Below are 404 nucleotides of genomic sequence, written 5' to 3'. Positions count from 1 at the left end.
GTATAAACCTGTTTATCACCATGGAGCAGGTCTACACGAACGATATCTGCCGACATCATTAATTCGGTAATTTGTGGCCTTAATGTGCTGAAGTCATTCGACACAAGGTGGGTATCAATCGCCGTCGCCACCGCCTGAACGCGATGACTAAACTTATACTGAATTGCGTTGTAGAAACTTAGCGAACAGCCCAGCAAAGTCACAAAAATTGTTAACCCGGTGAGCAGCGTAACAAAGGCCGAAAATTTCGTCGTTAATCTCATCCTTGTGTTAACTCCGATAGTGAGGAAGCGGGCATACTAGCAAATCAGATTTATCTCGCAATTTATTGCGCTTCATCGGCTTTGCTTTTCCATTAGCGAGTATAGTCTTCAGAAATTATTTTCCAATCCATCATGCACATG

The 404-nt window shown here is 43.1% G+C and carries 1 protein-coding gene; it reads right to left on the bottom strand.

All coding sequences use genetic code 11. The annotated features are described in order from the left end of the window. Positions 1 to 263, bottom strand: a 263-nt coding sequence (locus I6F37_RS42890; protein ID WP_225154813.1) for a hypothetical protein, incomplete at its 3' end; no start/stop codon positions are given. Positions 264 to 404: the final 141 nt, after the last annotated feature.

Origin of the sequence: Bradyrhizobium sp. NBAIM08, assembly GCF_020193935.1 — a bacterium.
Taxonomy (GTDB): domain Bacteria; phylum Pseudomonadota; class Alphaproteobacteria; order Rhizobiales; family Xanthobacteraceae; genus Bradyrhizobium; species Bradyrhizobium yuanmingense.
This window is presented reverse-complemented; position numbering and strand designations above follow the sequence as displayed.